General features: G+C 71.4%; 6 protein-coding genes. 1 reads left to right on the top strand and 5 read right to left on the bottom strand.

Annotated features, from left to right (window positions below; genetic code table 11):
- Positions 1–41: 41 nt before the first annotated feature.
- Both A6A25_RS38495 and A6A25_RS38490 read right to left on the bottom strand, forming a co-directional pair.
- The gene (locus A6A25_RS38495; protein WP_073898973.1) at positions 42–893 is read right to left on the bottom strand and encodes an ABC transporter permease; all 852 of its coding nucleotides are present in this window, start codon (positions 891–893) and stop codon (positions 42–44) included.
- Positions 890–1,786, bottom strand: a complete 897-nt coding sequence (locus tag A6A25_RS38490) for an ABC transporter ATP-binding protein (RefSeq protein WP_073898971.1) — start codon at positions 1,784–1,786, stop codon at positions 890–892. The genes A6A25_RS38495 and A6A25_RS38490 overlap by 4 nt, the downstream gene beginning before the upstream one ends.
- A 105-nt stretch (positions 1,787–1,891) precedes the next feature.
- Between A6A25_RS38490 and A6A25_RS46560 the strand changes: the two genes are divergently transcribed.
- On the top strand, positions 1,892–2,704 hold the full coding sequence (locus A6A25_RS46560) for a MerR family transcriptional regulator (RefSeq protein ID WP_274534385.1): 813 nt from the start codon (positions 1,892–1,894) through the stop codon (positions 2,702–2,704).
- On the opposite strand, the gene A6A25_RS38480 is transcribed toward A6A25_RS46560, so the two are convergent.
- Genes A6A25_RS38480 through A6A25_RS38470 form a run of 3 tightly spaced genes read right to left on the bottom strand, consistent with a single transcriptional unit; the run spans position 2,701 to position 5,749 of the window.
- The gene (locus A6A25_RS38480; protein WP_073898969.1) at positions 2,701–3,357 is read right to left on the bottom strand and encodes a response regulator; all 657 of its coding nucleotides are present in this window, start codon (positions 3,355–3,357) and stop codon (positions 2,701–2,703) included. The genes A6A25_RS46560 and A6A25_RS38480 overlap by 4 nt on opposite strands.
- Positions 3,354–4,310, bottom strand: a complete 957-nt coding sequence (locus A6A25_RS38475; protein ID WP_073898967.1) for a sensor histidine kinase — start codon at positions 4,308–4,310, stop codon at positions 3,354–3,356. Before A6A25_RS38475 ends, A6A25_RS38480 begins: the two co-directional genes overlap by 4 nt.
- 26 nt (positions 4,311–4,336) lie before the next feature.
- Positions 4,337–5,749: a serine hydrolase domain-containing protein gene (locus A6A25_RS38470; protein ID WP_073898965.1), complete on the bottom strand. Its 1,413-nt coding sequence runs from the start codon at positions 5,747–5,749 to the stop codon at positions 4,337–4,339.
- Positions 5,750–6,031: the final 282 nt, after the last annotated feature.

Here is a 6,031-nt window from a genome sequence, read left to right as displayed (position 1 = left end):
AATCATGACCTACTACCAGGCCGAAGATTTGGAGACACGCCCTAGTCGAGTCGTTGGGCCACCTGTTCGCGGCGGGCGGCGACGGAGGAGCCCGATTCGCGGCGGGCCATGCGGCGCAGGACGGCGGTCGCCAGGGTGAGGCCGACGACGGCCCACGCGCCGAGTGCGATCACGGTCTCCGGGTGCCGCCAGGAGCCGCCGATCTCGGCGGCGGCCAAGGCGTCCGGCAGCAGGGCGGACCGGAGGCCGAGCCCCAGCCAGTACAGCGGGAACGCCTGACCGATCCACTGCACCCAGCCCGGCAGGGCGGTGATCGGGTAGAACACGCCCGACACCGCCACCAGGCCCATGATCAGCAGGGTGACGAAGCCGAGGCTCTGGGTGTTGCCGAACAGCGCACCCACGATCGCGCCGAGGGGCAGGACGGCGAGCAGGCCGAGGACCAGCACCCACACCAGGGTCACCCAGGTGGACGCGCGGCCGGGTTGCAGGCCGTCGAACAGGAGCATCGCGGGCACGAGGACGAGCAAGACGACGGCGACCGTCAGCGCGGCCTTGCCCAGCACCTTGCCGATGACGTACGCGAGCACGCCGTTCGGCGTGGCCTTGGCCCGGAGCAGCGTGCCGTCCTCGCGGTCCATGGTCAGCGCCATCGCCAGCCCCATCAGGCCGGCGAACACGGCGTTCATCGCGAGGATGCCCGGCACGGCGTGGGCGCCCAGCGGGAAGTCCACACCGGGCACCGAACCGTCGCCGAACGCGTACATCGCGGTCAGCGCCACGACCGGCAGCCACAGCCAGCCCATCAGCTCGCCCGCGTTGGTCATGGTGTGGCGGAACTCGATGCGGCCGCGACGCATCCCGGCGCGCGCGGCAACGGCACGCCCGTTCACGCGGCCACCGCCTCGGACTCGCGTTCGGACTCGCGCACCAGCGCCAGGTACACGTCCTCCAGGCTCGCGCGCCGCACTTCGAGGTCGTCCACCGCCTTGCCGTGCTCGGCGAACAGCTCACGCACGTAGGTGGTGGAGTCGGCGACCGAGAGCACGTGCTCCTCGCCGTGCAGGCGGTACCGCACCTCGGCCTTGCCGGCGATCCGGGCGGCCAGTTGCGCCGCCGTGCCGTCGGCGACGACGCGGCCGGACACCAGGATCACGATGCGGTCGGCCAGCTTCTCCGCCTCCGCCAGGTCGTGCGTGGTGAGCAGGATGGTGGTGCCGGACAGGCGGCGCAGCAGGTCGTGGAACTCGCGCCGCGCCTCGGGGTCGAAGCCGACCGTCGGCTCGTCCAGGAACAGCAGGTCGGGCTGCCCGATCAGGCCGACCGCGACGTACAGTCGCCGCCGTTGCCCGCCGGACAGCGTGCCGATCCGCCGGTCGGCGTGGTCGGTCAGGCCGACGAGCCCGATCAGCTCGTCGGGGTCGAACACCCGCTCGCGGTACGGCTGGTACAAGAGCGTGAGGTCGGACAGCAGCTCGCGCACCCGCCACCGGCCGTGGTCGCGCCACGACTGCAGCACCACGCCCAGCCGGGCCCGCCACGCCTCGTCGCCGTGGTCCGGGTCGACGCCGAGCACCTCGACGTCGCCGTCGGACCGCTTGCGGAAGCCCTCCAGGATCTCGATGGTCGTGGTCTTGCCCGCGCCGTTGGGGCCGAGCAGCGCCACCACTTCGCCTTGTCCGACGGTCAGGTCGACGCCTTTCAGGACGTCGGTGGGGCCGTACCGCATGCGCAGGTCCCGCGTGTGCACGACGCGCGGTTTCCGCTGGTTGTCGCCGGTTTCCATGGCTTCAACCGTATCGTTGAAGTTCGTTGTTTAAGGTTTTCGAGAGTGGTGGGTGGAAGGGATCGGATAACCTTCAAATTCTCGTTGAACGTGGAGGTGGGTGCGGTGGGGCTTCGCCCGGTGGACCTGGCCCGTGCCGCGGGCATCTCGGCCCAGCAGGTGCGCAACTACCTCGACGCCGGGGTGCTGCCGCCGGCCGAACGTTCCCCGGCGGGGTACCGGGTGTTCGACGAGCGGCACCGGCGGGCGTTGACGACGTACCGGGCGTTGGGGCGCGGGTACGGGTGGGAGGCGGCCAAGGCCATCATGCGTCTGGTGCACGCGGGTTCGTCGGAAGCGGCGTTGGCGCGGGTGGACGCGGAGCACGCGGCGGCGCACGGGCAGCGGCTAGGGTTGCGGGCGACGGCGGAGGCGTTGGAGGCGGTGGCACGGGAGGCCGGCGCGGAGGCGGCGGTGTCGCAGGCGGCGAGGGCGGAGGCAGTGGGAGCCCGGGAGGCGGTGCGAGCGCGGGAGGCAAGGGCGGTGGAGGTAGGGCGGCCGTCGACCAGCGTGCCGCGGGCTGGGTTGAGGGTCGGTGAGTTGGCCGCGCGGCTCGGTGTGCGGCCTTCGGCGTTGCGGGTGTGGGAGGCGGCCGGGTTGCTGGCGCCGGGGCGTGACGGCGACGGGTACCGGCGGTTCGGGCCCGCCGACGTCCGTGACGCGCGGCTGGTGGCGATGCTGCGGGAGAGCCGGTATCCGCTGCCCGCGATCAAGCCCATCATGGACGAGTTCCGCAGTTCGGGTGGTGCGGACGCGTTGCGGGCGGCCATCACGGCGCGGGAGGTCGAGTTGGGGCGGCGGGCCAGGGCGATGTTGGAGGGGGCGGCGGCGCTGCACGGTTACCTGGCGGTGGACGGCCCTGGCTCGGAGGACTCCTAGCCGGAGGTGGTCAGCCCCGCGTCGTAGGCGACGATCGCGGCTTGGACGCGGTTGGTCACTTCCAGGCGTTGCAGGATCGCGCTGACGTGCGCTTTCACCGTGCCCTCGGCGACGGCCAGGCGGCGGGCGATGTCCTGGTTGGACAGGCCCTCCCCCACCAGCGCCAGGACGTCGCGCTCACGTCCGGTCAGGGCGGCGACCCGTTGGCGCGCGTGGTCGTGGCGGGTGAGGCGCCCGCCGCGCAGGTCGGCCACCACGCGGCGGGCGATCTTGGGTGACAGGTAGGCCGCGCCGTCGGCGGCGGCGCGCACGCCGATCAGCAGTTCCCTCGGGTCGGCGGCCTTGAGCAGGAACCCGTCGGCGCCTTCGCCCAGCGCGCGGGCCACGTACTCGTCCTCGTCGAACGTGGTGAGCATGACGATCGCGACGTCCGGCACGGACCGCCGGAGTTCGGCGGCGGCGGCGAGGCCGTCCAGGCGGGGCATGCGGATGTCGAGCAGGGCGACGTCCGGCTGGTGCACGCGGGCCAGTTCGACCGCTTCCTGCCCGTCGGCGGCCTCGGCGATCACCTCGATGCCGGGATCGGTGTCGAGGATCGCCTTCACCCCGGCCCGGACCATCGCCTCGTCGTCGGCGAGCAGCACCCGGATCATGCCCCACCCTCCCGCGGCAGTCGGGCCGTCACGGTGAACCGGCCGTCGTCCACGCCCGAGCGCAGCGTGCCACCGAGCAGGCGGACCCGCTCGGCCAGGCCCGCCAAGCCGCTGCCGGCACCGGGCGGTGGTAGCCGGTCGACCGGGTTGGTCACGGTGACCCGCACGTCGGCGGCGGTCAGGGCGAGGTGCACGGTGACGGGTGCGCCGGGCGCGTGCCGGGCGACGTTGGTCAGCGCTTCCTGCACGACCCGGTGCACGGCGCGGTCGAGGAGGGGCGGGAGCGGGGCGAATTCGCCGGTCAGGGCCACCGGTAGGCCGGCTTCCGCTGCCCGTGCCACCAGAGCCTGCACGGTCTCGTCCGGTGGCTCGAAGGACGTGGTGATGCCCTCGCGCAGCACGCCGACGGTGTGCCGCAGGCGTTCCGAGGCGGTCACGGCCGATTCGCGCAGGCCGGCGGCGGCCCGGCGGGTGGGCTCGGTGTCGGCGGTCAGTTCCATCGCGCCGGCGCGCAGCGCGATCAACGCCAGTTCGTGGCCGAGCGAGTCGTGCATGTCGGCCGCGATCCGGGCCCGCTCGCGCAGCCGGGCCTGTTCGGCGACCAGTTCCTGTGCCCGTTCCAGCTGCACGATCCGCTCCCGTCCCACCGCGATCAGCTCCGCCTGCTGCCGCCGGAACCGACCGGCCAGCCACGGCAGCACCACGGACAGGCCGAGGCTCGCCAGTGCTCCGACGCCTTCCCACACCCGTACGGCGGCGATGACGACCCCGACCGCGGCCACCGCGACCATGACGAGTTCACCGCGGCGCACCGGCAGGTGCCGTCCGTGCAGGTAGACGAGCACGGCCAGGGTCGGGTACAGCAACTGCCGCCACACCGGCAGCACGTCCGTGGCGATCCCGTTGGCCAAGCCCACGAGCGCGAGAACCGCGAGGACCGTGCTGTTGCGCATGGTGAGGACAGTACCGGGGACCATCCTCAGTGGACCGTCGTGCGGAGGCGGTGCAGGGCGAGGAGGCGGGCGGTTGCCGTGGCGGCGGCGGCCAGGGCGATGGCGACGACGGTGATGGTCAGCGGCAGGGGGAAGTAGGTCATCTGCGCCCACGTGACGGTGCGGCCGTTGACCAGGATCGAGGTCAGGTCCGGGTAGGCGGCGAGGACGGCCACCGGCACGAGGAGGGGCAGGAAGCGGAGTGCCACACGCCACGGTGCGGAGCCCGCGCGGCGTCGTGCCCAGCGGGCCGACCGCCGCACACCGAGCACACCGAGGGCAGCGGCGAGGAGGGTGATGGCGCCCAGGACGAGTTCGATCAACTGCCGGTTGCCGCCGGTCGGTTCGGGGGTGCGGCCCTGGGTCAACGCGATCAGGCCGTTGAGGATGTCGTAGGTCTCGTCCTGCAACGACGCGCTGTTGGCGAGCACGGCGAACCCGTGGCCGGTGCTGGGAATGATCGCCTGCACCGCCGAGTAGGTGAACAGGTTGCCGGGGTGCAGCAGCCGGCGGACGCCGTCCGGTCCTTCGTCGGGGATCCAGCCCATGGCGTAGTCGTCCACAGTGGACGATGTGTGCATGGTGCGGAGACCTTCGGGTGAAACCAGTTGCGGACCGTTGCCTGTCTGGCTGATCAGCCACTTGCCCATGTCTGCGGCCGTGGTGATGACACCGCCACCGCCGCTGGAGTCGAGGAACCCCGGCAGCTCGGGTCGGCTCAGCCAGGCGCCGAACACGGAGTTGTAGCCGTCGGCCGGGCGGATCTCGGTTGCCGACACGGTGCTGCGCGACATGCCCAGCGGGCCGAACACCCGTTGACGCACATAGTCGCCAAAGGGCTGACCACTCGCCACTTCGACCAGGCGCGCGGCGAGGTCGTAGTTCACGTTGCAGTACTCGTAGTGCGTGCCCGGGTCGGCGGCCGGCGAACCGGAGGACAGCTTGGTGGCGTAGTCGGCCAGGGAGGTGGCGGACTCCAGTGCCGGAATGTCGATCGTGGTGTCGGAGAAGCCGGAGGTCTGGTTCAGCAGGTGCCGGACCGTGACGCCGGTGAACCGGGGATCGGCCATGGTGAAGCCGGGAAGCTGGTCGGCCACCGGTTCGTCCAGCGCGATCCGACCGTCCTCCACCAGTGTCATGACGGCCATCGCGGTGAACGACTTGCTCACCGACGCAATCCGCATCGGGGTGTCGGCGGTGACGGGTGCGTTGTCGGAGTCGTGGCCGTAGCCGGCGGCGTGCAGGACGCGGTCGCCTTGGGTGACGACAACGGAGACGCCTGGCAGGTCGGTGTTGTGCATGACTTCGGCCAGGTAGTCGTCGATGGAGGTAGGGGCGGGGGTGGAAGGCGTGAGGAGTGTCAAGGTGGCGGCCGCGACGGTGGCGAGGAGAGCTTTCATGCCGGTAAAGCTAGGAATGCCGGCTGTCGTCGCGCGTCAGGCCACGGGTGTGGGTGACCCCTGACGAAAGTCATAGATCACGGCACTTCTGCGGGACCACGACGGAACCGCAGCGGACCCGCAGAGGCCCGATTTTACATGGGGTTCGGGTGCTTTAGGCTGGTCGAAGCCGGGCAGGCCTGGCGGGCGCTTTTTCCGCCAGGCCTGCCCGGCTTTGGCCTGCCTGGAGTGCACGTAAGCTTGATCTTTAACCTGTCGCCTTGGCCTTGTGGGCTTTTTTGT

The organism is Saccharothrix sp. CB00851 (assembly GCF_001905065.1).
Classification (GTDB): Bacteria; Actinomycetota; Actinomycetes; order Mycobacteriales; family Pseudonocardiaceae; genus Actinosynnema.
The sequence above is the reverse complement of the archived record's forward strand: the minus strand, read 5'-3'. Positions and strand labels throughout refer to the sequence as shown.